We start from the raw sequence: 25,394 nt of genomic DNA, 5'->3' as shown, positions 1-25,394 counted from the left end.
CCTGCAAGTTAATACAGCCTACTGCATGGTGATGAGCGCCGGTGCTGGCCGGTGCAGGGTGGCGTCCTCCCGCCGGGTATTCCAGCAGAGGACGCCCTCGCTGTCAGTTCACGTGCTCGGACAATCCGTGCTGTCGCTCGTACGTCCGTAGGGCGGCGTCCCACGCCTCCGTGTACTCGCTCGGCCCCATGCCGAGATCCCCGTGGCCCCGAACCGCCTCGCGCAGCAGGTCCACGAGACCGGGCACGGTCTCCCGGCGCTCCTGGACGTACCGACGGAACACCTCGGCGAACTGCTCACCGGTCAACCGCGCGGCATGCGAGGTGACCGGATCGTCCTCGAGATTCTGCAGCACCGCGCACCAGCGACGCGTCAGCTCATCCGCCTGGGTCGCCTTGATCTTCTGCAACTCGTGGTCACACTCAAGCCGGATGCGGTCCTCCCAGTACGGCCGCAGCCGCTCCCGGACCCGCTCGTCCGGACTGACACGGATGAGCACGCTGAAGTGCGGCGAACCCTCCCGTGGCCAGCGCTGGCCACCGAACAGATTGTTCAGCGCACGTTCGAGGTCGTGCGAACGGTGGGGTTCGTGTTCACGGGCCAGGTCGACCGCCCGCTCCCGGACGATCCCGCCAGCCCACCCCAGATAACGCTCGGCGCGAAACCGCAGCTCCTCGTACGTCATGTTCTGCGCCGTCCAGTTGTAGACGGCGTGCAGGCGGAAGTCGAACGCGTCCCCCTTCGCGGGTACCAGGATCGGCGCGGGGACGTCCTGACGGAACGTCACGGTGGCGGGGACGATCGGCGCCGGCGGGGCCGGGGGAAGCGGGGGCTCGGTCGGCGGGAAGAACGCATGCCACCAACGACGACGTTCCGCCTGCCCAGGGATAACTGCTCTCGTGCCGGGAGCACCGGCGGGACCCGTCGTCATCGCGTCTCCTCATCGATCAGTCGTTGTACGTCGTCGAGCAGGTCGTTGTGGGGCATCACGGGACGCCACACGTGGTGGAGCTGGTGGTCCAGGCGATGACGCAGCGCCGGCTGTCCAGCGATCATGTGCCGCACGAGTTGAAGGCAGTGGCTGGCGACGGCTGCCTGCTGATCCGCCCGGTCCAACCAGAAACCGAGGGTTCGCCACGATCGGTACGCCGTCCTTGGCAGGCTGAGGGCGGTCGCCCAGAGCACGGCGAGGTCGGCCAGTTCGATCGTTCGCTGCTCCACCAGGTTCAGCAGCTCCGGCCAGTGCTCCCTGGGCGGTTCGGCCCAGCGGTCCGCGAGCACCCGCAGGGTCCGCGCCGCGTGGAGCTGCACCTCGGGGTCGACGGATGCGGTCCAGTCCACGAGTGCCGGCACGACGCTCGCCGCGTGACCGTTGCGGTAAACCTCGACCACCCCGCGGACGACGGAATTGTTCCGCCGCTGCATGCGGGCCTGCGCAACCTGACGCAAGTGGACCAGCGCCGACTCCGGCCAGAGCCGGGCCATCCCGAGGCTGTACGCACGCGCCACGGTGTCCCGTAGGTGAGCGGCCGGACCGGCCACCCACTGATCAAGTTCGGTCCGGATCCGAGTGCGCAACCCGGGCTGCATCGCCATGGCGACCAGTACGATCGCTGCGGCCTGCCGAACCCCTGCCCGTCGTTCCCGGGCCAGTTCCCCCACGGTGTCGAGGGCTGACTGCACATCGCGTGTCGCAGACCAACCGATGGCGCCGGCCGCGGCCTGTCGGACCGTCGGAAGGTCTCCTCGGACAAGGTCCGCCAACCAGTCCAGCAACAGCCTGGGCGACCACCACTCTGTCCATGCCACGTCCAGCAACGCAGACCGGAGTGGCTTGGCACCGGCCGAGAAGTCGATCCGACACCCACCTGGCACGCGCGCGTCGTTCAGCCGTGTGACGGCTTTGCCCAGTGTCGACCCCAACAGCGCGTCGAGCATCGAACCGCGAAAAGGGGCACTGGTCGATCCGGGTTCCGGGAGGTCGAACCGGGCCAGACGTTGAGCTGCCTGGTGTATCTCAGTCACCGGCTGCCCGGCAAGGACGGCGCACGACAGGCGGAAGGCCCGCACCTCATCGGGCGGGAACACGTCGACTTCCTCGCCGCCGCGCCGCACATCGAGGATCTCGGCCGCGCGCTCCCGTAGTTGAAGCGGCAGAAACTGCTCCAGCCGCTCGGCCAGCGCTCCGCCCTTCGGGACCGTCCGAGCGATCGTCACGACGATGTCGACGACGTCGCCGGGTCGAGGTTCGCTGGCCAGGTAGCTCGACAGCAGTGGATGCCCTACGCAGTCCTCATCCACGTAGCGTTCCACGCAACGCCCCTCGCACGTGCCCGTACACCAGCCCACGCACTGCCCGGTGAGCTGTTGGCGAAGCTGCGCCCTGAACACCTCGGCCGCCGGGGCCGGACGGTGTTCGACGATGTGGCCGACGAGGTCGTGCTTTCTTCGGGAGAAGTCCCCGATCAGAATCAGCGTGGTGCCGGAAGTCTCGGCTCTGGCTGCCAACGCCACGAGGGTGAAGCCGTCCACTTCCCGAAGAACCACCTCATTCAGCCGGAGCACGTAACCGTGCCCGGCGGGCAACGGTGCGTCCACGCCGAGCAGATCGGCCATCTGGTCGACACCGAGTACGCGGACCCGCTCGAACCCGTGTCTCCGGGCCACCGCCAGGGTCGCCGACGTGAATCGTCCGCTTCCGACGGGGCCCGAGAGGCAGACCAGGTGATGACGCTCGAGATGTTGGTCAAGCCGCCGATCACTCGGCGCATCGGCGTACCTGCCCGCAGTCTCACGGACACCAGCCTCGACGAGAGTCTGGAACCAGACGCGCCCGGCGCCGTCGGACCGCCCGGCGGTGAAGTTGACCGTTCCGATGGCCACGGCGCCCGGGCCGGTGGCGTTCTGTCCCTGAACCCGAACGTCGCCGACATCGATCGTCGAACCGCCCAGCAGGCCAGCAAGCCTGCGCAGCACGTCCCCGGGGTCCACGAGGTCGTCCGGATCATCCTCCTCCGGTGGCTCCTCGCCCGACTCCACAGAGGATGCCGGCTCGTCCTCGCCGTCGAGCGACTCGACGGCTACGGGTGGTCTCTCCCCGGGTCCGCGAGCCGCACGATCCTCGACGTCACCGAGTGGGCCATCGGCAGAGGTGTCCTCCAACACGTCGTGCCAAGGGTTGTCCAGATCCCCTTCGCCGTCGGCGGAGACAGGGGCGTACCGACCCCTCACCGAGGATCGTCCCTGCGCGTGCCGACGTTCGCGTCGCGGCCGACCGAACCGATCGCCGCCGCACCCGGCCCGATCGCGTTCTGCCCCTTGACGCGGATGTCGCCAGTGCGAATTCCACCGTGCTCCAGCCTGCTGCTGGCAGGCTCTGCCTCCGCGGCCTCCACCGGCTTTTCCGCGGTCTGCGCAGCGCCCTCCTGCCCAGCGCTCGCCAGGGTGCCCGGGACCGTGACGGCGGCGAGATCCTCGTCCACCACGCAGAGCCAGGCGTCCTCGCGGAATTCCTTGTCCGGGTGGGCCACCTCGATCCGAACGAACCGCTCCGGCCGCATCTCCTCCGGGTACTCGGTGACGACATCACGGAAGATCTCGGTCGAGACGACAAGCGCGACGCCGGCATCGGGAAATGCGGCCAGCGCCTTCTTCACCGGCTCGGCGTCGCAGAGCCGGCAGACGAACACCACGGCGTTGCCGGGGAAGCCGTTCGCGCCGTCGAGATGCACCAACCCCTGGTGCACCGCCACTCTGAGCCGGATCCGGGCAGCCGGAAGGCGGCTGCTGTTGTGGTGGCGCAGCCGCCGGTTCAGCTCCGGGACGAACCTGCCGATGACCCGCGACTCGGACACGTCACGTGGCACGATCGCCAGCTCGCCGTCGCCCGCCTGCTGAGTCATCCAGGCCACCCGGTCGAGACCGACGGCATCGGCGGCCTCGTGCAGCAGCTCCCGGAAGTGCCGCTGCGCCTCGTACTGTTGGACGTTGCTCCGCCTGCTGTAGCGCTCCATATCCACGGAGATCAACAGCCGTCGCTCGGGATGTCGCATCCAGCTCCCGCCTTCACCATCCGGCTCGCCCCGCCGGCGAGCACCGCAGGAGCCATCGAACCGGTGCGTGCGGACCGGGACCCCGTAGAACTACGGCATTCCGCGGGCACGTCGAAAATCGGTCATCCCGTCCTGCTGGCAGATCCGTCGCACACCCGCGCCGTGTGCTTGCCGTATGAGGACGGATCTACCTGACCTGTTGCTCACCCTCGGCTGGCCGCCCGCGGCGGTGCTGGCCCTGACAACCGTCCATCTGCTGATCGAAGCGTGGGATCGATCAGGGGCATCGCGCTACGCACAGGAACGGCTACGCTTCGGCAGTCGTCCGTCGAGAAGGAGGCCGCGGGTGCGACGACCCCACGAACTGTCCGGCGACGAGTGGCCCTACGGCACGTTCCTGCAGCGGCTCACGCCACCGGTTCGGAAGACGCTACTGGGGCTGGGGGTCCGTCGTCAGGTCCCCGCCGGGCAGATCGTCATCCACGAGGGCCTGCGAGAAGCTCATCTCGTGCTCCTCGAGGAGGGACTGACCAAGGTCACCGCGACACTGCCGGACGGTCGATCCGCTCTGCTGTCACTGCGGGTCGGGGGAGATCTCGTGGGTGAGATGTCGGCACTGAACAACGAGCCCCGCTCCGCCACCGTGACGACCTGCGGCCCGGCGAAGTACAGCGTGATCCAGCCGGACCGGTTCAAGAGGTTCCTCAAGGATCATCCGGAGGCGGCCCTCGAACTCGCCGCGATGGTGTCCGACCGGCTGCGCTGGTCCAATCGACGCCGGATCGATTTCACCTCGTACCCGGTGAAACTGCGTGTCGCCAGAGTGGTCGCCGAACTCTGCCGTACCCACGGTCGACAAGGCATGGACGGCGTCATCATCGACGTTCGCCTCACCCAACCCGACCTGGCTACCATCTGCGGCGCCTCCGAGACCTCGATCCAGAAGGTGCTTCGAGAGCTACGGACGGACGGGTTGGTCGACACCGACTACCGGCGGATCACCGTCCGCGATCTGCCGGGCCTGCGACAACTCGGTGACCTGAACCCCAGCGACGACTGACGGGCCCTCTCCGCCGCGACGGCGACCGCCGCTTCTCGAAGGGCTGTCGAAAACGAATCGACTGAGTGACCACTCAATCGACTAGCATCATTCTCCGACGGTGGTGGACCGGTTGTCCGGTCCGCGTGGGGGCACCTGACGGAGGCGCGGTGGGAGTGTCGTTCCAGATTCTCGGTCCGGTCCGCGTCCATCGCGACGGCGAAGCCCAACGTGTCCCGGCCGGTCGGCCCGCCGCCCTGCTGGTCACCCTGCTACTGCACGCCGGCGCGGTCGTGCCCGTCGAACGACTGCGCGAGGAGCTGTGGGGCCGGTGCCCGCCGGTATCGGCCCTCGCGAACCTGCGCAGCCACGCCAGCCAGCTACGCCACCTGCTCGACTCCCCCGGTCGTCCCGCCCGGCTGCCCGCCGAGCACGGCGGTTACCTGCTGCGGGTCGAGCCGGGTGAGCTGGACGCCGCCGAGTTCGAGCGGCTCGCCACCGAGGGGCACGCCGCCCGCATCGGCGGCGAGCCCGAACTGGCCGCCACCCTGCTCGGCAAGGCGCTTGCGCTCTGGTCGTCGACGGACCCGTCCGGAGCGTACGGGCCGGTCACCGCGGCGGCCTTCGACCGGCTGCGCGAGCGGCGGGCGGCCGCCCGGGAGACGTACGCCAACTGCCGGCTGGACCTGGGTGACGCGGGCACACCCGCGTTGCTGACCCTGCTGCGCGACCACGTCACCGAGCACCCGCTGCGTGAGCCGGCGTGGGCGCTGCTGATGACCGCCCTGCACCGCTCCGGCGACCAGGCCGGCGCGGTGCGGACGTACCAGGCGGCGTGCCGGGCTCTCGACGGGGAGCTGGGCGTCGCTCCCGGGCCGGAGTTGACCGAGCTGTACCGCGAGGTCCGCCGGCACGCGCCCCGGTCACCGGTACCGTCCCGGCGTCGCGTCGCCCCGCACGCCCGCGATCATCCGGACATCCGTGACCGTCCGGTCGATCCGCAGGGACGACGCGTACCGCACGAGCTGCCCTGCCCCTCGGCCCCGTTCGTCGGCCGGCGCGCCGAGCTGGCCCGACTAGGCGATGCCCTGGCCGACGCGCGGCGACAGCCGGTCACCGTCGCGGTCTTCGGCATGGCCGGCACGGGCAAGTCGGCACTGGCCCTACGCGCCGCCGCGGCGGCGCTGGACGCCTTCCCCGACGGCCAGCTCCACCTGGACCTCGGCGGATCGGTCGCCGACACCCCGCCGCCGCCGTTGCAGGTCGCCACACGCGTGCTGCGGGCACTGCACCCCGGTGCCGACGAGCCGGCGCCGGCCGGCATCGCGGAGGCCCGGGCCCGCGTCCGATCCCTGCTGTTCGACCGCCGGGTGCTGCTCGTGCTCGACAACGCCACCGACGCCGCCCAGGTCGACGGCCTGCTTCCGGTACGCGGGGGATGCGCTCTGCTGGTGACCAGCCGTACCCCGGTCACCAGCGGCGACGCCCCGGCGCTGCGGCTCGATCCGCTGCCGGCCGCCGACGCGCTGGCGTTGCTGCGCGCCACCGCCGGGGACCGCCCGGTCGACGACGAGCCGGAGGCCGCGTCGGCGGTGGTCAGTCTCTGCGAGCGCCTGCCGCTCGCGCTGCGTACCGTGTCGGGTCGGCTGACCGAGGGACCGCACTGGTCGCTCAGCCGGTTGGCACGACTGCTGCGCGACGAACGCTACCGGCTCGCTGAGACCGGCCTGGGGCCACGGCTCGGCGCCAGCTACCGGCGGCTCGGCTCGGCGGCTCCGATCTTTCTCCGGCTCGGCCGTGCCCACCCGGGGCCGGTGACCGCGGAGCTGACCGCCGCGTTGACCGGAGCGCCGCCGGAGGACGCGGCACGCGCCCTGGACCGTCTGGTCGCCGCGCAGCTCGCCGAACCGGCCGGCCCGGGCCGTTTCCACATCGGCGACCTCGTCCGGCTGTACGCCGCCGAACTCGCCGCCAACGAGGCGGCGCAGACCGCAACGGTCAGGCCGGCGCCGGCTCGTCCTGGCGGTAGCCCCGGGCCTGGAGGGTGAACAGGCGCGCGTACCCACCACCGGCGGCCAGCAGCCGATCGTGGTCACCGCGTTCGACGACCTGCCCGTCGGCGAGCACCACGATGGTGTCCGCGTCGCGCACCGCATTGAGCCGGTGCGAGATGAGCAGGCTGGTCCTTCCCCGCCGCAACTCGCGCAGCCGCTGGTTGAGGTCGTGCTCGGCCTCGGCGTCCAGCCCGGAGCTGGGCTCGTCGAGGATGAGCAGGTCCCGGTCGGCGCGCAGGAAGCCCCGCGCCAACGCCACCCGCTGCCACTGGCCGCCGGAGAGCACCACTCCCGCCTGCGGGTCGTCCCGGTCCGGGCCGTCGAAGAAGATCCGGGTCAGCAGGGTGTCGTAGCCGCGGGGCAGCGCGGCCAGCGTCTCGTCGATGCCGGCGTGCCGGGCGGCGGCGCGCAGCCGCTCCGGATCGTCGCGCGCGCTCAGGTCGCCCAGCGCGATGTTCTCCGACGCGCTGAGGTCGTACGGCATGAAGTCCTGGAACACCGCTCCCAGCCGTTCGCGCAGCGCCGCCGGGTCGAGGTCCCGCAGGTCGATCCCGTCCCACCGGATGGCGCCGCGCTCCGGGTCGTAGAACCGGCACAGGAGCTTGACCAGCGTGCTCTTGCCGGCGCCGTTGAGCCCGACCAGCGCGGTCGTGCGGCCGGCCGCCAGGCGCAGGTTCACGCCCCGCAGCACCCAGGGGTGGTCCGGCGAGTAGCGGAACCACACGTCGCGCAGCTCGATCCCCTCGGTCAGCGGTGGTACCGGCAGCGGGTCGGCCAGCACCGGCAGATCCCGCTCGACGTGCGCCACCTGGTCGTAGTGCTCGAACAGGAGCAGCGACTGGTGAATCGCGCCGAGCTGACTGACCAGGCTGCCCAACGCGCCCTGCACACCCGGCACGGCCGCCAGGTAGATGACCACGTCGCCCGGGGTCAGGCCACCGGCTCGGGCCACCGAGACGGTGTAGACCACGCCGACGCCGGCCACCGCCGCGCCGAGCAGGCCGAGCACCGCCTGGGCACGCACCTCGCGGCGGTCGAGTCGTTGCTCCACCCGGTGCATGCCGTGCAGTTCGTCGAGCATCCGGTCGCCGAAGAACCGGCCCAGACCGAAGAGCCGCACCTCCTTCGCCGCGGACACGCCCACCAGCAACTGCGCGAAGAACATGTCCCGTCGTTGAAAGTGCTCCAGGCGGAGCACCATCGCCGCGCGGGCCCGGTTGAGCCGCAACTGCATCCACAGGGTGGGCAGTGCGGCCAGGAGCACCAGCACCCCGATCAGCGGGTTGAGCATCAGCAGGATGCCGACGAACCCGCCCATCGCCAGGACGCTCTGCACCGCGCCGAGCGTGTTGCCGGTCAACTGGGTCGGGCCGAGATGCCCCGTCTGCTGGGCGGCCTGCAACCGGTCCTGGAACTCGGGGTCCTCCAGTCGGACCAGCCCCACCAGGCGCCGCAGCGCGTCGTGCAATCGGCGACGCACGAGGCGGGACACCGCCCGCGACCGCTCGGCCGCCACGTAGGTGCGCAGATGCGGCAGGACCACGTTGAGCGCGGCGGCGACGGCGAGGCCGGCAGCGAGCGCGGCCAACCCCACTGGAGCCGAGCCGGCGCCGGTGAGACGGTCCAGCAGCAGCTTGGTCAGCGCGGCGACGAGCACCGGGGTGAGCCCGGCCAGCACCGCGAGGACAACATCCGCCGCCGTGCCCCCCGGTGCCGCGCGCCAGGTCAGACCGAGGGCCGCCCGCGCGTAGCGGACGGCCCGTCGGGGAGTCAGCCGCGGGCCGCTCACCGCGCCACCGGAAGGTCCAACCGGGCGATGCCGAACGCCGTGGCCCCGACGATCCCGCGCTCATCGAGCAGACCGAACGCCGGGTACCCCTTCACCGCGAACGCGAGCGGCAGCGGCCCGTTCCCGGGCTCGACGAAGACCGTCGCCAGGCCGGCGAAGCGCTCGGCGTACGGCTGGGTGTCCGGACCCTTGCCGACCACCACGATCCACACGTGGTCGGCGCCGCCGGGCATGGTCCGTGCCCGGTCCATCAGCAGCGGCAGTTGCTCCTCGCAGTGCTCACAGCTCGGCGAGAGGAAAGCGACCATGGTCATCGGTGGGATGTCGGACCGATCGAGAACTCGACCGTCCACGGTGGTCGAGACGAAGTCACCGGGGATCGAGCCGACCTCCAACATGACCGGCGGCGGCGCGCTCTGCTGGTCGCTGAGCAGCTCGGTGTGCTCACGAAGGCGTCGGATCACGCCGAGCATCAGGATCAGATTGAGCAGGCCGAGAGCGGCGACGAGGACGACGGCCACGGTCAACAGCGCCATGAGGACTCCTTCGGGTGCGGGGTACGGACCGGGATCAGGACCGACGGGCCGGGCGGGGCGCCCGGGACGGGGCGGGTGCGAAGAGCGCGACCAGGTCGTCGAGACGGATCACCACGGCGGCGAGGAGGACCGCGACGCCGACGGCGAGCAGCACGGTCGGCGCCGACGGCGGCTGTCCGGTGCTGGTGGCCCAGCCCAGCAGGCCGAGCAACGCCACAGTGGCGAGGGCGAGGTTGCGGGCGACGTGCCGACCGCCGATCGGGGCGTCGCCGGCGCCGAAGCAGCGGCACGCCGGCCGGGCACCCCGTCGCAGCGCGCCCACGATCGCGGCGGTGAGCACGCCGAGCAGCCCGGCGGCGAGCAGCAGCCCGGCGGGCACGGTACGGGGAACGGCGAGCAGGACCACCACGGCCGCCTCCACGGTGACCGCGAGGCGAGCGGTCGGCGGTGCCCAGCGGGCCGGCACGCCGAACTGGCGGACCGACCCGACGAACTCCGCGAAGACCGTGCGGCTGCGCAGCTTGCCGATCACCGCGACGACGAACACCAGGGCCAGCAACAGCCGCGCGGTCAACTCCAGGGTTCGCATCGCTACGCCACCTCCTTGCCGGGAGGGCCAGGCTAGGAGCGGCGGATACATCCGAAGTACATCGATGCACATCGACAAGCTGTCCGGCTGTGCGGGGGGTGTAGCGGGCCGCCGTAGCGTCCGGACACCGATCAGTATCGAGAGGAGGTGAACGGATGTTCCGTCGACTGGAGACCCTGGGCGAACGGATGCTCGGCGCGTTCGTACCCAGGGTGACGGCCGCGGCCGGCTGTCCGCCGGACCCGTGGTGCGCCGTCTGCGCCACGTGCTACCTGAAGCGGTGCAGCCAGAACGGTGCCTGCAAGACGTTCTGCGGCGGCTGCGGCTACAGCTGCAGCGCGGGTGCGAGCACGATGACCGCCCTCTGCTGAGCGGTCACGGCGTGCCGTCCGGCTTCCCGCCGGGCGGCACGCCGTCCCGGGCGCGGTTCGACCGGTCAGTCCGCCCGCGGTCGCGGCCGGACCAGCACGCCGAGCACGTCCGGCTCGGGGATGTAGCCGCACTCGCGGGAGTCGTAGCTGTGCGACGGGTTGTCGCCGAGCACCACCAGCCGACCCGCCGGCACGACCTGTTCACCGCCTCCACGCAACAGCGGCACCCGGTCCACCGGCACCGGGTCGCCGGGCACCGCGTACGCCCGCTTGATCAGCAGGCCGGGGCCGGTCGCGTCGGGGCGGGTGGGGTGGCCGGCGGTCATCGCCGCCGGGGCCACCACGACGACCACGTCACCGGGCCGGACCCGGGCCAGCGGCACCCGCCGGGCCAGCACCCGGTCACCGGCGCGCAGGGTCGGCTCCATGCTGCGACCCACGACGGCCACCAGCAGCAGGTGCCGGCGGGCCCAGAGCAGGCCGGCGGTGGCCACCGCGAGCACGGCGGCCACCGCGAGCCATCCCAGCAGCGGCATGCTCAGGCGCCGCGCAGGGTCGCGCCGAAACGCTCGGCCGCGACGGCGACCGCCGCGTCCCGGGCGGCCAGCGCCTCCTCGACGGTCAGCGTCCGGTCCGGAGCGCGGAACGTCAGCTTGTACGCCAGCGACCGTCGGCCCTCGCCGAGCTGCGCGCCGGAGTACACGTCGAACAGTCGCACGTCCTCCAGCAGCTCGCCGGCGCCCGCCTCCAGCGCCCGACGCACCTGCTCGGCCGGGACCGACTCGTCCAGCACCAAGGCCACGTCGATCAGCGCCGGCGGGAACCCGGACACCGTCGGCGCGGGAGTCACCGGCACCGGCGGCAGCACGTCCAGGTTCAGCTCCATGGCGCAGGTACGGCGGGGCAGCTCCAGCGCCGCCATCGCCGCCGGGTGCAGCTCACCGGCGTACCCGACGACGGTGTCGTCGACCCGCAGCTCGGCGCAGCGGCCGGGATGCCACGGCGCGCACTCGGCGGCGCGCACCTCGACCCGCTCGTCGGGAACACCGGCGGCGGCCAGCACGTCCCGGGCCGCCTCGATGGCGTCCGCCCAGCCGGCCGGGCGGCCCGCGCCCCACCAGCCGGCCGGGTCCAGGTCACCGGCGAGCACCGCCGCGACGTGCACCGGTTGGGCCGGCACGACCGCGTCGGCGGCGGCGAACTCCTCGTCGGTGGGTCGCCGGTCCACGCCCATCGCCGGCGGACTGCCGGCGTCGGGACGCGGGTGGAAGACCGCGCCGATCTCGTAGAGGGCGAGGTCGCGCTGACCCCGCCCGAGGTTGCGCTTGAGGATGCCGAGCAGCGGGCCGAGCAGCGTGGTGCGCAGCAGCGGCTCCTCCTCGGACAGCGGGTTGGCGAGGCGCACCGCGGGTCGGCGCGGGTCGTCGGCCGGCAGGCCGAGCTGGTCGGCCAGCTCCGGGGACACGAAGGGATGCGCGAGCACCTCCACGTACCCCCGCTCGGCCAGCGACCACGCCACGGCCCGGCGGCGACGCTGGCGCGGGGTCAGGCCTCGACCGGGCGGCGCGGTCGGCAGCACCGACGGCACCCGGTCGTACCCGTCGAGGCGCACGACCTCCTCGACCAGGTCGGCCGGATCGGTCAGGTCGGGCCGCCAGCTCGGCGGAGTGACGCTCAGCACCGCCCCGGCGCCGCTGGCCGTGCCGACCGCGCCCGGGTCCTCGGACAGTCGGTCCGCGCCCTGCGCGACCGTGCAGCCCACCTGCTCCAGCAGGGCGACGACCCGCGCCGGCGGGTACTCGACCCCGACCCGCCGGGTCGGCAGGTCCGCCGGCAGGGTGATGGGGGTACGCGGCCGGACGTGGTCGATGTCCAGGATCTCCGCGCTCGGGGTGCCGCCGCCGTGCTCGGTGAGCAGCCGCACGGCCCGTTCCAGGGCGACCAGCGGCACGGCCGGGTCGACGCCCCGCTCCCAGCGCTTCGCGGCCTCGCTGAACAGCTTGTGCCGGCGGGCCGTTCGCCCGACCATGGCCGGGTCCCAGTGGGCCGCCTCGAAGAGCACGTTCGTGGTGACGCCGGTGTCGACCTCGCTGGTCTCGCCGCCCATCACCGCCGCGAGCGAGATCGGCCCGGTGTCGTCGCAGATCACCATGTCGTCGGCGGTGAGCACCCGGCTGACACCGTCCAGGGTGGTCAGCTTCTCCCCCGGCTCGGCGCGACGGACCACCAGCGGCCCGGCGATCCGGTCGGCGTCGAAGGCGTGCATCGGCTGACCCAGCTCCAACATCACGTAGTTGGTGATGTCGACGGGCAGCGAGATGCTGCGGATGCCGGCGGTGACGAGCCGCTGGGCCATCCACGACGGCGTGGGCGCGGCCGGGTCGACGCCGCGCACCAGGCGAGCGGTGAACCGGTCGCAGCCGACCGTGTCGCGGACCTCCACCGGGTACGCCGGCGTCGGCGTTCCACCCGGGGCGGGCACCAGGGCCGGGTCGTGCAGCGGCACGTCGAACGCGTGCGACAGCTCCCGGGCCAGGCCGCGCAGGCTCAGCGCGTACCCCCGGTCCGGGGTGATCTCCAGCTCGAACACGACGTCGTCGAGGCCCACGACGGGCCGCGCGTCGTCACCGGGCTTGGCCGCGCCGTCCGGCGGCAGCACGATGATGCCCGAGTGGTCGTCGCCCAGGCCCAGTTCCTTGGCCGAGCAGATCATGCCGGCCGAGTTGTGCCCGTACGTCTTGCGCGCGCCGATCGCGAACCCGCCGGGCAGCACGCCGCCGGGCAGGATCACCACGACCCGGTCGCCGACGGCGAAGTTGCGCGCCCCGCAGACGATCTCCTGCGGCTCGCCGGTGCCGTTGGCGTCACCCACGTCCACCCGGCAGAACCGGATGGGCTTCTTGAAGCCGGTCAGCTCCTCGATCTCGCGTACCTCGCCGACGACGAGCTGACCGGTGACGCTCGCGCGCAGGTCCTGCACGGACTCGACCTCGATGCCGAGGTCGACCAGGGCCTGCTCCAGGTCGCCGGTGGGCAGGTCGGCGGGGAGGTCGACGTACTCCCGCAGCCAACTGACAGAAACTCGCATGACTTCAGACCACCGTTCCCGTGTCTCGTACCCGCATCGCCCTACGCCCCGGTCCCGAGCGCGCGGCTGAACCGCACGTCGCCCTCGAAGAGATGGCGGATGTCGCTGACTCCGTGCCGGACCATCAGGGTCCGGTCGATGCCCATGCCGAAGGCGAAGCCGGAGTAGACCTCCGGATCGACCCCGCAGGCGCGCAGCACCCGGGGGTTGACCATCCCGCAGCCACCCCACTCGACCCACTGCGGACCGTCGCGGTGCTCCGGGAACCACACGTCGAACTCCGCCGACGGCTCGGTGAACGGGAAGTAGTGCGGCCGCCACCGGGTCTTCGCCTCGGGGCCGAACATCGCCCGCGCGAAGTGGTCGAGGGTGCCCCGCAGGTGCGCCATCGTGATGCCCTTGTCGACCACCAGACCCTCGGCCTGGTGGAACACCGGGCTGTGGGTGGCGTCGATCTCGTCGGTGCGGTAGACGCGGCCGGGGACGATCACGTAGATCGGCGGCTTGCGGCTGAGCATGGTGCGGGTCTGCACCGTCGACGTGTGGGTTCGTAGAACAAGGCCGGAGCCCTCCGGCGCGATGTGGAACGTGTCCATCAGACCACGCGCCGGGTGGTCGGCGGGGATGTTCAACGCGTCGAAGTTGACCCACTCCAGGTCGACCTCGGGGCCCTCGGCCACCTCGTAGCCCATCCCGACGAACAGGTCGCTGATCGACTCCATCAGCGTGCTGAGCGGGTGCCGGGCGCCGCGGGGGCGCCGGGCGTACGGCAGCGTGACGTCCACCCGCTCCTCGACGAGCACCCGCGCCGCCTGCTCGCGCTCCACCACCTCGGCGCGGTCGGCGTACGCGGTCTCGATCGCCCGACGGGCCTCGTTGACCCGCTTGCCGGCGTCGGACTTCGCGGCCGGCGGCAACGCGCCGATCTCGCGGCGCGCGAGGGACACCGGAGACCGGTCACCGAGATGCGCGGGGCGCAGCGCGGTGAGCGCGTCCGGGTCGGCAGCCGCCGTGAACGCCTTCGTGGCGTCCGCGACGGCCTCGGCCAGGGCGGCGGGGTCGAGCAGGGCAACCTGCTTCGGGTCGTACGGATCGTTGCGGTAGCTCATGGCGTACGGGCACTCCCTCACGGCGGCGCCAGCCCGTCATCGGGGCGGCGAAGCGAGTCTACGGACGCGCGGCTGTGCCGCAGCCCGCCGGTAGGAGTTGCGCAGGGAGCAGGTCAGGCCCGCCGCCCGCCGACACCGGCGGGCTGGCTAAACGAACGCCGTGGCGCGTTCATGGACGGACGCTCTCCCCTGCTGTCAGTCGCGCCGGGTGCGGACACCCTCAGCGCTGTGCTCTCGCTGAAGCGTACAGGCAGACGGCCGCGGCGGCAGCCAGGTTGAGGCTCTCGGCGCGCCCGTACAGGGGGACCCGCACCCGGGCGTCGGCCGCGGCCGTCAACTTCTCGGGCAGCCCGTGCGCCTCCGAGCCGAACAGCCAGGCGGTGGGCCCGACGAGTCGGCCGTAGTCGGTCAGGTCGTCCAGGTCGCTGTCGCCGTACCCGGTGGTGGCGAAGATCGACAAACCGGCGGCCCGCAGCGCGTCGACCACCGCGACCGGATCGGACGCGCGGACCACGTCGACGTGGAACAGGCTGCCGGCGGAGGCGCGGACACACTTGCCGTTGTACGGGTCGACGGCGTCGCCGGCGAAGACCACCGCCCCCGCGCCCGCCGCGTCGGCGGTACGCAGCACGGTGCCGGCGTTACCGGGGTCGCGGATCTCGGCGAGAACCGCCACCAGCCGGGGAGCGCCCGCGAGCGCCTCCTCCAACGACACGTCCAGGTGCCGGCAGACGGCGACGAGCCCCTGTGGGGCGACCGTCTCGGCGAGCGCCGCGAGGGCGTCGTCGGTCACCTCGGAGACCGGCACGTCGGCCCGGGCCGCCGTGGCGGCCAGCTCCGGGTACCGATCCAGCGCGGTGGTCGTACCGAAAAGCTCGGTGACCACCCCCGGCCGCGCCAGGGCCTCGCGGACCGCCTGCGGGCCCTCGGCCAGGAACCGCCCGGCCGCGTCGCGGTCCCGGCGGCGTTGCAGGCGGCGGGCGGCGACAACCCTGGGGGTACGCGGGGTGAAGGCCATGGGGTTTGCTCCTCGGGCACGATCGAGGCGCCCCCCGGACGGCGGTGCCGACGCGGGAGACGCCTCGTTCTGGTGCGTGGGGATCAGGCGGCCTGAGCCGCCGCGCCGCCGGTGCCCTCGGCCGCGACCGCGGCCCGGGCCAGCTCGACGATCGCCGCGAAGGCGGCGGCGTCGTTGACGGCCAGGTCGGCCAGGATCTTGCGGTCGACCTCGATGCCGGCCAGACGCAGGCCCTGGATCAGGCGGTTGTAGGTCATCCCGTTGGCCCGGGCGCCCGCGTTGATCCGCTGGATCCACAGCTGCCGGAAGTCGCCCTTGCGGTCACGACGGTCCCGGTAGGCGTACTGCATCGAGTGCAGCACCTGCTCCTTGGCCTTGCGGTACAGCCGGGAGCGCTGGCCGCGGTAACCACTCGCGGTCTCCAGCAGGGTACGACGCTTCTTCTGGGCATTCACAGCCCGCTTGACGCGTGCCATCTCAACTCCTTCTTACGTAAAGGTGGCGCGCGTCAGCGGCCGAGCAGCTTCTTGATGCGCTTGACGTCGGCCTTGGCCAGCACGACCGTGCCGGTCAGCCGGCGGGTCTGGGTGGAGGGCTTCTTCTCCAGGTTGTGGCGCAGGCCGGCCTGCTGGGCAACGACCTTGCCCTTGCCGGTCAGCTTGACCCGCTTACCCATACCCGTGTGGCTCTTCATCTTCGGCATGTGGAACGTCTTCTCCCCTGTTACTCGCCGCTGGTGGCGGCGGTGCCGGTGTCGCCGGCTGCTGCGGTCTCGCCGACCGCCGCGGTCTCATCGGCTGCCGGAGCGGCGGACTCGTCCCCGGCCCGGTCCCGAGGCCCACCGCGCGACGCCGTGGCGGCGACCGCGGAGGCCTTGACGGCCCGGTGCGGAGCGAGAACCATGATCATGTTTCGGCCGTCCTGCTTGGGAGCGGCTTCGACGTATCCCAGATCCGTGATCTCGGACTCGAGCCGGCGCAGGAGCCGGTAACCCAGCTCCGGGCGGCTCTGCTCGCGACCGCGGAACATGATCGTCACCTTGACCTTGTCGCCCGCCTTGAGGAACCGCACCACGTGACCCTTCTTGGTCTCGTAGTCGTGCGGGTCGATCTTCGGCCGAAGCTTCATTTCCTTGATGACGGTCTGCTGCTGGTTACGCCGCGCTTCGCGCGCCTTCAGTGCGCTCTCGTACTTGAACTTGCCGAAGTCCATGAGCTTGCACACCGGCGGGCGCGCCATCGGCGCAACCTCGACCAGGTCCAGATCGACGTCCGCGGCCAGCTGAAGGGCGCGCTCCAGCGGGACGATGCCCACCTGCTCACCCTCTGGGCCGACCAGTCGGACCTCACGTGCCCGGATCTGCTCGTTCACGCGTGGTTCGACGCTGATGGGGCCTCCTCGAGTCGTTTCTGCTCAGGTGCCGACCCCCGCGGCTCCCGGATGGGAACCGACCTGGAAAACAGAAGGCCCCGGCGCATGCCAGGGCCTGCTCGACCGGTCGGCACGATCACAGGATCGCGCATCCGGGACCGGGACATGCCCGGAACCGGTGACCGGACCCGGCCACCGTGGCGGCGACTCGGGTGGGAGCAGGCGCTCCGCTTTCAAGGCTGCCTGCTCGCACGCGGAGACAGCCTGGTCGACTCGACAACACTACACCGCCGTACCGCCGACCCCCAAACCGGACACGACCTACGGGCGCGCCGCCGCGGGCGGCGAGGCCGCGGGCGGCGAGGCCGTGCGGCAGGCGGGCCGTACGGCAGGCGGCCGTGCGGCAGGCGGGCCGTACGGCAGGCGGGCCGTACGGCAGGGTCGGCGCTCGGTGAGGGCCGTGCGGCCGTCGAGAGCCGTGCGGCAGGGCCGGCGCTCCGTGAGGGCTCGACGGGCCTCAAGATCCGCGCAGTTTCAGGGAAGTTGCGGCATCTGGCCGCCGGGAGGCAGCAGTTTCGGGGAAGTTGCTGCCTCGGCGTGCGGCTTTCGGGCGCGGGCGGGGCGGAGGGAACGCTGCGGGTGCGGGCGGGGCGGGCAGGGCGGACGCGGCGCGGTGGCCGGCGGGGCTAACGCGATGCGGGCGGGCCGGTGGTGCGGCTGCCGGCGGGGCTAACGCGATGCGGGCGGGCCGGTGGTGCGGCTGCCGGCCGGGCGGACGCGATGCGGGCGGGCCGGTGGTGCGGCTGCCAGCCGGGCGGACGCGATGCGGGCGGGGCGGTGGTGCGGCTGCCGGCCGGGCGGACGCGGTGCGGGCGGGTGCGGGTGCTCAGCTGCCGACGGCGCGTTCGGCGAGGCGGGCCTGGTGGGCCTCGTGCAGCCGGCGCAGGGCGCGCACCCCGTCGACGGCCAACTCCTTGTCGGCCGCCTGAAGAGCGATCAACGGCAGCAGGTCGTCGTCGTGCAGTTCCAGGCTGGCCCAGGGCGCTCCGCGGTCGAAGCGGACACCCCGGACGACCTCCCAGGGCAGCTCGTAGGAGCTGATCACGTTCCGCACCCGGATGCGCCGCTCGTCCGCTTCGATGCGCGGGCGGGTGAACAGCAGGAAGCCCAGTGCCCCGAAGACGCCGAGGCCGATCATGGCGATCTGGTCACCGCGCTGGAAGCTGCCGTACCCGTCGCCGGTCGGCCCGGTCAGCGAGGTGGCGACCAGGGCGAACACCACCACCAGCACGATCGCCGCGGACCAGCACACCACCCGGATGCGGCGGGGCTTGAGGCGGACCAGCTCGGTGTCACTCACTCTCCCAGTCTGCCACTCACGTCCGCTCCACCCGCGCACCACCCGCCGAGGCGCCACGGTGATCCACACGAGCTCAGCGAAATGGGGGTGACCCGCGCGGGCAGACACCCCCATTTCGGCGAACTCGGGTGGATCAATACCCGTCAGAGTCGGCAGGCGTGGATGTTGGTGACCAGGATGGCGCGGGCGCCCAGGTCGTACAGCTCATCCATGATCCGGTGCACGTCGTCGCTGAGGACCATGGCCTGCACGGCCACCCAGCCCTCGCGGTGCAGCGGCGAGACGGTGGGCGACTCGATGCCGGGGGTCAATCCGCTGGCCCGGTCCAGCAGACCGGCCGGCACGTCGTAGGCGAGCATCACGTAACGGCGGGCCACCAGCACGCCGTGCAGGCGGCGCAGCAGCTGCTCGGCCTGCGCGTGGGCCGGCGCGCCGGCACGGCGCACCAGCACCGCCGACGAGAGCAGCAGCGGCTCGCCGAACACCACGAGGCCCGCCTGACGCAGCGTCGCGCCGGTCTCCACCACGTCCGCGATCACGTCGGCGACCCCGAGGCGTACGGCGTTCTCCACGGCGCCGTCGAGGCGGATGACCTCGGCCTTGACGCCCGCCTCGTCGAGGTGCCGCTCGACGAGCCCCGGGTACGCGGTGGCGATCCGGTGCCCGCCCAACTGCTGGACGGAGTCGATGTCGTCGGGGCGGGCGGCGAAACGGAAGGTGGCCCGGCCGAAGGCGAGGTCGACGACCTCCTCGGCGGGCGCGGCGGAGTCGATCAGCAGATCGCGGCCGGTGATGCCGAGGTCGAGGTCACCGGAGCCGACGTAGGTGGCGATGTCCTTGGGACGCAGGTAGAAGAATTCGACGTCGTTGCCCTCGTCGCGGCAGACGAGGTCCTTGGGATCGGTGCGCTGGCGGTAGCCCGCCTCGCGCAGCATCTGGGCGGCCGGCTCGGCCAGGGTGCCCTTGTTGGGGATGGCGACACGCAGCATGACGGAGTGCTCCTTCGATCGAATCTGATCAACGACGGGGCGCACTCACAGATGTCGGTAGACGTCCTTGAGCTCGAGACCGCTGGCGAGCATCAGCACCTGGACCTGGTAGAGCAGCTGAGAGATCTCCTCGGCGGTGCGCTCGGGCCCCTCGTGCTCGGCGGCCATCCACGACTCGGCCGCCTCCTCGACGACCTTCTTGCCGATGAAGTGCACGCCCTTGTCCAGAGCGGCGACGGTGCCCGAGCCCGGGGTGCCGGCGGCGGCCTTGGCCTGCAGCTCGGCGAACAACTCCTCGAACGTCTTCACGGGATGCGATTCTTCCAGCCGCCGGGCCGCCACCGGACGTCCGGGTCCGGCCGAACCCAGCAGGCGGACACTTCCCCGTCATCGCGGTGGGAAGATCTTCGATCGATGCCCGTGGACCTCTACGCTGTCCGCCATGGCCAGCCGTTCACGTCTTCTCGCGCTCACCCTCGTCGGCGCCGTCGTCGGCGCCATCGCCGGTTGCGCGCCACAGGACGAACCGACCCCCACCGTCACCGCCGCGCCGTCCTGCGCCAAGGACAGCCTGCCCACCCGTACGCCGGGCAAGCTCACCATCGCCACCGACCAGCCGGCGTACGAGCCGTGGTTCCGGCAGGACAAGCCGGAGAACGGCGAGGGCTTCGAGGCCGCCGTCGCGTACGCGGTGGCCGAGAAGCTGGGCTACGCCCGGGGTGACGTCACCTGGACGCGGGTGAAGTTCGACACCGCGATCGCGCCCGGGGAGAAGACCTTCGACTTCGACATCAACCAGTTCTCGGTCACCGACGAGCGCAAGCAGGCGGTGGACTTCTCCGCGCCGTACTACCTGGTGCGGCAGACGGTCATCGCGCTCAAGTCGTCGAAGATCGCCGGCAAGAAGACGGTGGCCGACCTGAAGGGCGCCAAGCTCGGCGCCCAGGTCGGCACGACCAGCTACCAGGCGATCACCGACGTCATCAAGCCGACCGCGAAGCCGCAGGTCTACAACAGCAACGACGACGCCAAGAAGGCCCTGCAGAACGGGCAGATCGACGGTCTCGTCGTGGACCTGCCGACGGCCTTCTACATCACCGGCGCGGAGGTCACCGACGCGGTGATCGTCGGCCAGGTGCCGCGCGTCGGCGTGCCGGAGGTGTTCGGGCTGCTGCTGGACAAGAACTCGCCGCTGACCCGCTGTGTGAGCGACGCGGTCGGTCAGCTCGGCGAGGCGGGCACGCTGAAGGAGCTGGAGCAGAAGTGGCTCGCGCAGGTGGCGGGCGCGGCCGAGCTGACGTGACGCCGCGGGGCGACACCACTTCCGTAGCGCCACGGGAACACACTCCCTCGGCGGCGCAGGCGCGGCGGGCGGCGTACCGGCGTCGACAGACCGTCTACAGCGTGCTGGTCGCGGCCTCCTCCACGGCGGCGCTCGGCACCCTGCTGGTCGTCGCGGTGACCGGCGCGCCGGGCTGGGACCGGGTACGGCACTCGTTCCTGGACCCGAGGATCGCCGCCGACGCGCTGCCGGCCGTGCTGGACGGGCTGTGGCTCAACGTACGGCTGCTGGTCTGCTGCGCGGCCGGGGCGCTGCTGCTCGGGCTGGCGATCGCCGTGCTGCGGACGCTGCGCGGCCCGGTCTTCTTCCCGGTCCGCGCGCTGGCCGCCGGCTACACGTACACGTTCCGGGGCCTCCCGCTGATCATCGTGCTCTACCTGCTCACCCTGGGTGTGCCCGGCCTGCGGTTGCAGGGCATGCCGTCGGTGCTGGTGCTGGGCGGGCTCGCGCTGGTGCTCACCTACAGCGGCTACCTCGCCGAGGTGTTCCGGGCGGGCATCGAGTCGGTGCACCCCAGTCAACTCGCCGCCGCCCGATCGCTGGGCCTGACTTACCGGCAGACGATGCGGCACGTGGTGCTGCCGCAGGCCGTCCGTCGGGTGGCGCCACCACTGCTCAACGACGTGGCGGCGCTGCAGAAGGACGTCGGGCTGGTCTCGCTCGCCGGCCCGATCGACGCGGTCCGGGCCGCCCAGATCGCCACCGCGCAGACGTTCAACTACACGCCGTACATCGTGGCGGGCGTGCTGTTCGTGCTGCTCGCGATCCCGCTGATCGCGGTCACCGACTGGGTGACGCTGCGCTCGGCCCGCCGCCAGTCGGGAGGCTGACCATGACGCTGCTGCGCTGCCGTGGGCTGCGCAAGGAGTTCGCCGGCCACGTCGTGCTGGACGGGCTCGACCTGACCGTCGCCGAGCACCGGGTGGTGGCCCTGATCGGGGCGTCCGGGTCGGGCAAGTCCACCCTCCTGCGGTGCGTGAGCCTTCTCGACGAGGTGGACGACGGCACGATCGAGCTGGACGGGGAGGACATCTCCGACCCTCGGGTCGACGCCGACCGGGTACGCCGGCGGATCGGCATGGTGTTCCAGGCGTACAACCTGTTTCCGCACCTGAGCGTGCTGGACAACATCACCCTCGCGCCCCGGCGCGTGCACCGGCGGTCCCGCGCCGAGGCCGAGGCCCAGGCCCGCGACCTGCTCGACCGGGTGGGGCTGGGCGCGAAGGCGCACGCCTATCCGGACGGCCTCTCCGGCGGGCAGCAGCAGCGGGTGGCGATCGTCCGGGCGCTGGCGAACTCGCCCCGGCTGATGCTGCTCGACGAGGTCACCTCGGCGCTGGACCCGGAACTCGTCGGCGAGGTGCTGACGATGATCCGGGACCTGAAGACGGACGGGATGACCATGGTGCTGGCCACCCACGAGATGGGCTTCGCCCGGGAGGTCGCCGACGAGGTGTGCTTCCTCGACGCGGGGCGCGTCATCGAGAGCGGGCCGCCGGAGCAGGTGCTCGGCGAGCCGACGCAGCCCCGTACCCGGCAGTTCCTGCGCCGGATCATCGAGGCCGGCCGGCTCTGAGACAGGCCGGCCGCGACGCGCCGGCCACCGACGGGCGCGTCAGCCGCCGAAGCCCACCCGCTGGGCGTTGCCGGCGGCCACGGTGCGCACGGCCAGCGCGGCGTCGAGCGCCGCGACGGTCGCCGCCCAGCCCTTGTCCTCCGCCGAGCCGGGCAGTCCGGCCCGGTCCCGGGCCTGCTCGATGGTCTCCACGGTGAGCACACCGTGCGCGACGGGCTTGCCCTCGTCCAGCGCCACCCGCGTCAGACCGTCGGTGACCGACCGGCACACGTAGTCGAAGTGGGCGGTCGCGCCCCGGACGACCACGCCGAGCGCGACCACCACGTCGCAGCGGCGTGCGAGGGCCTGGGCGACGACGGGCAGCTCGACCGAGCCGGCGACACGGGCGACCACGGATCGCGCGCCGCACGCCTCGGCGGCGGCGACCGCGCGCTCCAGCATGTGGTCGGTCAGGTCGCCGTGCCACCGCGCGGCCACCACGCCGACGGTCAGCCCCGCGGCGTCCACCGCGTCGACTCCCGGCTCACCGAATCCCGCCATCGTCATGCTCCGATCTCGTCGTTGGCGACGGGACGCCCCAGCGGCGCCTCGGACACCTCGTCCAACTCGTCCAGCAGGTGACCCATCCGGTCCCGCTTGGTGCGCAGGTAGCGCAGGTTCTCCGGGTGCGCGCCGGCCGGCAGGCTCTCGCGGCCGGTGATGGTGAGCCCGTAGCCCTCCAGCCCGGCCCGCTTGGCCGGGTTGTTGGTCAGCAGCCGCATCGAGCGCACGCCCAGGTCGTACAGGATCTGCGCGCCGGTGCCGTAGTCGCGGGCGTCGGCCGGCAGGCCCAGGTCGAGGTTGGCGTCGACGGTGTCGCGGCCCTGGTCCTGCAACTGGTACGCCTGGAGCTTGTGCAGCAGCCCGATGCCGCGTCCCTCGTGGCCGCGCACGTAGAGCACCACGCCCCGGCCCTCGCGGGCGACCCGGGCCAGCGCGGCGTCCAACTGCGGCCCGCAGTCGCAACGCAGCGAGCCGAACACGTCCCCGGTCAGGCACTCGGAGTGCACCCGTACCAGCACGTCCCGGCCGTCGCCGAGGTCTCCGATGACCATCGCGACGTGCTCGGCCGGGTCGTGCTCGGCGCGGTAACCCAGCGCGCGGAACACCCCGTGCCGGGTGGGCATCCGGGCCTCGGCCACCATCTCGACCTGCTTCTCGGTACGCCGCCGGTAGGCGATCAGGTCGGCGATGGTGATCAGCACGAGGCCGTGTTCGGCGGCGAACTTCTCCAGGTCCGGCAACCGCATCATGGTGCCGTCGTCGTTGACCAGCTCGCAGAGCACGCCCGCCGGACGCAGCCCGGCGAGCCGGGTCAGGTCGATCGCCGCCTCGGTGTGTCCGGGCCGGCGCAGCACCCCACCCTCACGGGCGCGCAGCGGCACCACGTGCCCGGGACGCGCCAGATCCGTCGGGTCGGTGGCGGCGTCGGCGAGCAGCCGGATGGTGTGCGCGCGGTCGGCCGCCGAGATGCCGGTGCTGACCCCCTCCCGGGCGTCGACGGTCACCGTGTACGCGGTGCCACGCCGGTCCTGGTTGGTGTGGTGCATGGGCGGCAGGTCGAGGCGGTCGGCCTCGCTCTCGGTCAACGGCACGCAGACGTACCCCGAGGTGTAGCGCACCATGAACGCCATCAGCTCCGGCGTGGCCAGCTCGGCCGCGAAGATCAGGTCGCCCTCGTTCTCCCGGTCGGCGTCGTCGACCACGACGACCGGCCGTCCGGCCGCGATCTCGGCGATCGCCTGCTCGATGTCGGCGAAGCTGCTCATGCGACGGCCTCCGTGTAGGTGGGCGGGAGCGTGGCGGCCGGACGGGTGGCGCGCGACGTGTGCCACCAGGCGGCGAAGCCCCAGGCGCAGAGGGCGCCGTAGATCAGGTACATGGCCGCCGACGGGTAGAACCCGCCTTGCAGCAGCAGCGGCACGCCGACGGCGTCCACCGCGATCCACACCAGCCAGAACTCGACCCAGCCGCGGGCCATGCCGTAGGTGGCGAGCAGACTGCCGGTGAGGATCCAGGCGTCCGGCAGCGGACCCCAGGAGCCCAGCGCCTTGAGCAGCGGGTACGCCGCGGCGGTGCCGACGACGGCGGCCAGCAGCAGGGCGAGCCGTTCCCGCCCGGTGGCCCAGCGTGGCAGGACGGCGGCGTGCTGCGCGTCGGCCCGTCGGTTGCGCTGCCAGCGCCACCAGCCGTAGACGCTCACCGCGAAGAAGAAGACCTGCCGCCCGGCCTGCCCGTACAGGTCGTGGGCCTGCGGGGTGGCGAACACCCCGCCGAGGAAGACGGTGAAGAGCAGCGCGTTTCCGATCATGCCGACCGGCCAGGCCCAGACCAGCCGGCGCAGCCCGAGCAGCGCCGAGATCAGGCCGAACGCGTTGCCGACGATCTCCCGGATCAGCACCGGCGAACCGGCCACCTGCACCTGGGCGTCGAGGAGCCAGCCGAGGGCGCCCATCAGGCCACCTCGCCGGTCTCGGCGAGCCGACTGCCCAGCAGCCGCTCGACGTACTTGGCCACCACGTCGACCTCGAGGTTGACCGGGTCGCCGACGCTCTTCGCGCCGAGGGTGGTGAGCTTGAGGGTGGTCGGGATCAGCCCCACGGCGAACTCGTCGACGCCGACGGCCGCCACGGTCAGCGACACGCCGTCGATGGTGATCGAGCCCTTCTCCACCACGTAGCGCGACAGGTCGGCGGGGAGCCGGAACCGCACGGTCTCCCACTGCTCGGCCGGTTCGCGCGAGAGCAGTTCGCCGACGCCGTCGACGTGCCCCTGGACGAGGTGCCCACCGAGGCGGCTGCCCAGGGCGGCGGCCCGTTCCAGGTTGACCGGGTCGCCCGGGCGCAGCGCGCCCAGCGCGGAGCGGCGCAGGGTCTCGCCCATGACGTCGGCGGTGAAGACGCCGTCCGCCGCGTCCACGACGGTCAGGCAGACACCGTTCACGGCGATGGAATCACCGTGGCGGGCGTCGGAGGTGACCAGCGGGCCACGCACGGCGATCAGCGCGGAATCGCCCGCCGTGGCGGTGACGCGCACGATCTCGCCCAATTCCTCGACAATGCCGGTGAACAT

At 72.2% G+C, this 25,394-nt stretch carries 26 protein-coding genes; 6 read left to right on the top strand and 20 right to left on the bottom strand.

Annotation, left to right across the window (positions count from 1 at the left end; translation table 11 throughout):
- Positions 1-103 precede the first annotated feature (103 nt).
- The 3 genes from ACQPZK_RS11740 to ACQPZK_RS11730 form a co-directional block, all read right to left on the bottom strand.
- Positions 104-787, bottom strand: a complete 684-nt coding sequence (locus ACQPZK_RS11740) for a hypothetical protein (protein WP_433538312.1) — start codon at positions 785-787, stop codon at positions 104-106.
- A gap of 140 nt (positions 788-927) precedes the next feature.
- Positions 928-3,165, bottom strand: a complete 2,238-nt coding sequence (locus ACQPZK_RS11735; protein WP_433538311.1) for a hypothetical protein — start codon at positions 3,163-3,165, stop codon at positions 928-930.
- Positions 3,166-3,227: 62 nt separating this feature from the next.
- Positions 3,228-4,052: a hypothetical protein gene (locus tag ACQPZK_RS11730; RefSeq protein WP_433538310.1), complete on the bottom strand. Its 825-nt coding sequence runs from the start codon at positions 4,050-4,052 to the stop codon at positions 3,228-3,230.
- 346 nt (positions 4,053-4,398) lie between these two features.
- On the opposite strand from ACQPZK_RS11730, the gene ACQPZK_RS11725 reads away from it, so the two are divergent.
- Positions 4,399-5,112, top strand: coding sequence for a Crp/Fnr family transcriptional regulator (locus ACQPZK_RS11725; RefSeq protein WP_433538309.1), 714 nt, complete (start codon positions 4,399-4,401; stop codon positions 5,110-5,112).
- Positions 5,113-5,261: 149 nt separating this feature from the next.
- Entirely contained in the window at positions 5,262-7,139 is a 1,878-nt protein-coding gene (locus tag ACQPZK_RS11720) for a BTAD domain-containing putative transcriptional regulator (RefSeq protein ID WP_433538308.1), read from the top strand.
- Here ACQPZK_RS11720 and ACQPZK_RS11715 read toward each other — a convergent pair.
- Genes ACQPZK_RS11715 through ACQPZK_RS11705 form a run of 3 tightly spaced genes read right to left on the bottom strand, consistent with a single transcriptional unit; the run spans position 7,090 to position 10,059 of the window.
- The gene (locus tag ACQPZK_RS11715; RefSeq protein ID WP_433538307.1) at positions 7,090-8,934 is read right to left on the bottom strand and encodes an ABC transporter ATP-binding protein; all 1,845 of its coding nucleotides are present in this window, start codon (positions 8,932-8,934) and stop codon (positions 7,090-7,092) included. The two genes, ACQPZK_RS11720 and ACQPZK_RS11715, sit on opposite strands and share 50 nt — an antisense overlap.
- Positions 8,931-9,470, bottom strand: a complete 540-nt coding sequence (locus ACQPZK_RS11710) for a TlpA family protein disulfide reductase (RefSeq protein ID WP_433538306.1) — start codon at positions 9,468-9,470, stop codon at positions 8,931-8,933. The genes ACQPZK_RS11715 and ACQPZK_RS11710 overlap by 4 nt, the downstream gene beginning before the upstream one ends.
- 34 nt (positions 9,471-9,504) lie before the next feature.
- Complete coding sequence (locus tag ACQPZK_RS11705; protein ID WP_433538305.1) at positions 9,505-10,059, bottom strand: MauE/DoxX family redox-associated membrane protein; 555 nt, start codon at positions 10,057-10,059, stop codon at positions 9,505-9,507.
- Between the two features lie 155 nt (positions 10,060-10,214).
- Between ACQPZK_RS11705 and ACQPZK_RS11700 the strand changes: the two genes are divergently transcribed.
- On the top strand, positions 10,215-10,430 hold the full coding sequence (locus ACQPZK_RS11700; RefSeq protein WP_433538304.1) for a hypothetical protein: 216 nt from the start codon (positions 10,215-10,217) through the stop codon (positions 10,428-10,430).
- A 65-nt stretch (positions 10,431-10,495) separates the two neighbouring features.
- Here the strand turns inward: ACQPZK_RS11700 and ACQPZK_RS11695 are convergent, their stop codons facing one another.
- The 10 genes from ACQPZK_RS11695 to ACQPZK_RS11650 all read right to left on the bottom strand — a co-directional run bounded on the left by ACQPZK_RS11695 (position 10,496) and on the right by ACQPZK_RS11650 (position 19,674).
- Positions 10,496-10,966: a S26 family signal peptidase gene (locus ACQPZK_RS11695; RefSeq protein WP_433538303.1), complete on the bottom strand. Its 471-nt coding sequence runs from the start codon at positions 10,964-10,966 to the stop codon at positions 10,496-10,498.
- A gap of 2 nt (positions 10,967-10,968) precedes the next feature.
- A complete protein-coding gene (pheT, locus tag ACQPZK_RS11690; RefSeq protein ID WP_433538302.1) occupies positions 10,969-13,518 on the bottom strand; it encodes a phenylalanine--tRNA ligase subunit beta in 2,550 nt (849 codons plus the stop codon).
- Positions 13,519-13,559: 41 nt separating this feature from the next.
- Entirely contained in the window at positions 13,560-14,627 is a 1,068-nt protein-coding gene (pheS, locus tag ACQPZK_RS11685; protein ID WP_433538301.1) for a phenylalanine--tRNA ligase subunit alpha, read from the bottom strand.
- A 220-nt stretch (positions 14,628-14,847) separates the two neighbouring features.
- A complete protein-coding gene (locus ACQPZK_RS11680) occupies positions 14,848-15,645 on the bottom strand; it encodes a TrmH family RNA methyltransferase (RefSeq protein WP_433538300.1) in 798 nt (265 codons plus the stop codon).
- A gap of 83 nt (positions 15,646-15,728) precedes the next feature.
- Complete coding sequence (gene rplT / locus ACQPZK_RS11675; protein WP_030335718.1) at positions 15,729-16,121, bottom strand: 50S ribosomal protein L20; 393 nt, start codon at positions 16,119-16,121, stop codon at positions 15,729-15,731.
- A gap of 32 nt (positions 16,122-16,153) precedes the next feature.
- Positions 16,154-16,348 carry a 50S ribosomal protein L35 gene (gene rpmI, locus ACQPZK_RS11670; protein WP_355053110.1) on the bottom strand — a complete coding sequence of 65 codons (195 nt, stop codon included), beginning with the start codon at positions 16,346-16,348 and terminating at the stop codon, positions 16,154-16,156.
- A 20-nt stretch (positions 16,349-16,368) separates the two neighbouring features.
- Entirely contained in the window at positions 16,369-17,016 is a 648-nt protein-coding gene (gene infC / locus ACQPZK_RS11665) for a translation initiation factor IF-3 (RefSeq protein ID WP_030335715.1), read from the bottom strand.
- Between the two features lie 886 nt (positions 17,017-17,902).
- Positions 17,903-18,376: a PH domain-containing protein gene (locus ACQPZK_RS11660; protein ID WP_433538299.1), complete on the bottom strand. Its 474-nt coding sequence runs from the start codon at positions 18,374-18,376 to the stop codon at positions 17,903-17,905.
- 143 nt (positions 18,377-18,519) lie between these two features.
- Positions 18,520-19,365 (bottom strand): ATP phosphoribosyltransferase, encoded by an 846-nt coding sequence (gene hisG, locus ACQPZK_RS11655; protein ID WP_433538298.1) that lies wholly within the window; start codon positions 19,363-19,365, stop codon positions 18,520-18,522.
- Positions 19,366-19,410: 45 nt separating this feature from the next.
- Positions 19,411-19,674, bottom strand: coding sequence for a phosphoribosyl-ATP diphosphatase (locus ACQPZK_RS11650; RefSeq protein ID WP_030335709.1), 264 nt, complete (start codon positions 19,672-19,674; stop codon positions 19,411-19,413).
- Between the two features lie 133 nt (positions 19,675-19,807).
- On the opposite strand from ACQPZK_RS11650, the gene ACQPZK_RS11645 reads away from it, so the two are divergent.
- From ACQPZK_RS11645 to ACQPZK_RS11635, 3 genes are read left to right on the top strand one after another with little or no spacing between them, the layout of a single operon-like run.
- Positions 19,808-20,668 carry an ABC transporter substrate-binding protein gene (locus ACQPZK_RS11645; RefSeq protein WP_433538297.1) on the top strand — a complete coding sequence of 287 codons (861 nt, stop codon included), beginning with the start codon at positions 19,808-19,810 and terminating at the stop codon, positions 20,666-20,668.
- A complete protein-coding gene (locus ACQPZK_RS11640) occupies positions 20,665-21,537 on the top strand; it encodes an amino acid ABC transporter permease (protein ID WP_433538296.1) in 873 nt (290 codons plus the stop codon). The genes ACQPZK_RS11645 and ACQPZK_RS11640 overlap by 4 nt, the downstream gene beginning before the upstream one ends.
- A 2-nt stretch (positions 21,538-21,539) precedes the next feature.
- Positions 21,540-22,283, top strand: coding sequence for an amino acid ABC transporter ATP-binding protein (locus ACQPZK_RS11635; RefSeq protein ID WP_433538295.1), 744 nt, complete (start codon positions 21,540-21,542; stop codon positions 22,281-22,283).
- A 39-nt stretch (positions 22,284-22,322) separates the two neighbouring features.
- Here the strand turns inward: ACQPZK_RS11635 and ribH are convergent, their stop codons facing one another.
- From ribH to ACQPZK_RS11615, 4 genes are read right to left on the bottom strand one after another with little or no spacing between them, the layout of a single operon-like run.
- Complete coding sequence (gene ribH / locus ACQPZK_RS11630; protein ID WP_151487814.1) at positions 22,323-22,823, bottom strand: 6,7-dimethyl-8-ribityllumazine synthase; 501 nt, start codon at positions 22,821-22,823, stop codon at positions 22,323-22,325.
- Between the two features lie 2 nt (positions 22,824-22,825).
- The gene (locus ACQPZK_RS11625; protein ID WP_433538294.1) at positions 22,826-24,091 is read right to left on the bottom strand and encodes a bifunctional 3,4-dihydroxy-2-butanone-4-phosphate synthase/GTP cyclohydrolase II; all 1,266 of its coding nucleotides are present in this window, start codon (positions 24,089-24,091) and stop codon (positions 22,826-22,828) included.
- Positions 24,088-24,777 (bottom strand): nicotinamide riboside transporter PnuC, encoded by a 690-nt coding sequence (gene pnuC / locus ACQPZK_RS11620; RefSeq protein ID WP_433538293.1) that lies wholly within the window; start codon positions 24,775-24,777, stop codon positions 24,088-24,090. The genes ACQPZK_RS11625 and pnuC overlap by 4 nt, the downstream gene beginning before the upstream one ends.
- Positions 24,777-25,394, bottom strand: a complete 618-nt coding sequence (locus ACQPZK_RS11615) for a riboflavin synthase (protein ID WP_433538292.1) — start codon at positions 25,392-25,394, stop codon at positions 24,777-24,779. The genes pnuC and ACQPZK_RS11615 overlap by 1 nt, the downstream gene beginning before the upstream one ends.

The organism is Micromonospora sp. CA-249363, from assembly GCF_050950185.1.
GTDB lineage: Bacteria > Actinomycetota > Actinomycetes > Mycobacteriales > Micromonosporaceae > Micromonospora.
This window is presented reverse-complemented; position numbering and strand designations above follow the sequence as displayed.

Excerpts from the sequence above, each read along its gene's own strand:
- ACQPZK_RS11730 (WP_433538310.1), bottom strand. The coding sequence starts at position 4,052 with ATGCGACATCCCGAGCGACGGCTGTTGATCTCCGTGGATATGGAGCGC.
- ACQPZK_RS11710 (WP_433538306.1), bottom strand. The coding sequence starts at position 9,470 with ATGGCGCTGTTGACCGTGGCCGTCGTCCTCGTCGCCGCTCTCGGCCTG.
- ACQPZK_RS11705 (WP_433538305.1), bottom strand. The coding sequence starts at position 10,059 with ATGCGAACCCTGGAGTTGACCGCGCGGCTGTTGCTGGCCCTGGTGTTC.
- ACQPZK_RS11700 (WP_433538304.1), top strand. The coding sequence starts at position 10,215 with ATGTTCCGTCGACTGGAGACCCTGGGCGAACGGATGCTCGGCGCGTTC.
- ACQPZK_RS11695 (WP_433538303.1), bottom strand. The coding sequence starts at position 10,966 with ATGCCGCTGCTGGGATGGCTCGCGGTGGCCGCCGTGCTCGCGGTGGCC.
- pheT (WP_433538302.1), bottom strand. The coding sequence starts at position 13,518 with ATGCGAGTTTCTGTCAGTTGGCTGCGGGAGTACGTCGACCTCCCCGCC.
- pheS (WP_433538301.1), bottom strand. The coding sequence starts at position 14,627 with ATGAGCTACCGCAACGATCCGTACGACCCGAAGCAGGTTGCCCTGCTC.
- ACQPZK_RS11680 (WP_433538300.1), bottom strand. The coding sequence starts at position 15,645 with ATGGCCTTCACCCCGCGTACCCCCAGGGTTGTCGCCGCCCGCCGCCTG.
- rplT (WP_030335718.1), bottom strand. The coding sequence starts at position 16,121 with ATGGCACGCGTCAAGCGGGCTGTGAATGCCCAGAAGAAGCGTCGTACC.
- rpmI (WP_355053110.1), bottom strand. The coding sequence starts at position 16,348 with ATGCCGAAGATGAAGAGCCACACGGGTATGGGTAAGCGGGTCAAGCTG.
- hisG (WP_433538298.1), bottom strand. The coding sequence starts at position 19,365 with ATGCTGCGTGTCGCCATCCCCAACAAGGGCACCCTGGCCGAGCCGGCC.
- ACQPZK_RS11645 (WP_433538297.1), top strand. The coding sequence starts at position 19,808 with ATGGCCAGCCGTTCACGTCTTCTCGCGCTCACCCTCGTCGGCGCCGTC.
- ACQPZK_RS11635 (WP_433538295.1), top strand. The coding sequence starts at position 21,540 with ATGACGCTGCTGCGCTGCCGTGGGCTGCGCAAGGAGTTCGCCGGCCAC.
- ribH (WP_151487814.1), bottom strand. The coding sequence starts at position 22,823 with ATGGCGGGATTCGGTGAGCCGGGAGTCGACGCGGTGGACGCCGCGGGG.
- ACQPZK_RS11625 (WP_433538294.1), bottom strand. The coding sequence starts at position 24,091 with ATGAGCAGCTTCGCCGACATCGAGCAGGCGATCGCCGAGATCGCGGCC.
- pnuC (WP_433538293.1), bottom strand. The coding sequence starts at position 24,777 with ATGGGCGCCCTCGGCTGGCTCCTCGACGCCCAGGTGCAGGTGGCCGGT.
- ACQPZK_RS11615 (WP_433538292.1), bottom strand. The coding sequence starts at position 25,394 with ATGTTCACCGGCATTGTCGAGGAATTGGGCGAGATCGTGCGCGTCACC.